The sequence below is a fragment of the Oleiphilus sp. HI0125 genome, from assembly GCF_001635355.1.
The window spans coordinates 1-443 of sequence record NZ_LWGF01000147.1; the positions used below are offsets into that span (position 1 = coordinate 1).

Genomic DNA, 443 nt, shown 5'->3' on the forward strand with positions numbered 1-443 from the left:
TGCACAACCGTCCATGATAATCACAGCCTTTGTATTGCACTTCTTACATAGCTGTGCTGTATCTGGGAATGGGCTTGGCTCTTCTTTAGCAGAGCTTTCTGCGGTATTAGCTTTAGCTGCTTGCTCAAACTCAGCACGTTTTTCAGCTAGAATTTGCTTCGTCGTATCACTCAGTTCTTCCGATTCGATAAGACCGATGCACTTCATGTGCTTTTCAATCACAGCGCCAATCTCAGCAACAAGCGATGGCATGAACACGCCGCCTTTCTTGTAGTAACCACCATTCGGGTCGTACACAGAAGATAACTCTTCCACCAAGAATGTAATGTCACCACCTTTACGGAAAACGGCTGAAATAACGCGCGTTAAGGCGATAACCCATTGGAAGTGTTCCATCGACTTAGAGTTGATGAACACTTCATATGGGCGGCGCACTTCATGAT

1 pseudogene is annotated in these 443 nt (G+C 45.8%); it reads right to left on the reverse strand.

Features of this window, described 5'->3' with window-relative positions:
* Window positions 1-443 (reverse strand): annotated as a pseudogene (locus tag A3762_RS02540) (NrdJb); the annotation flags it as partial.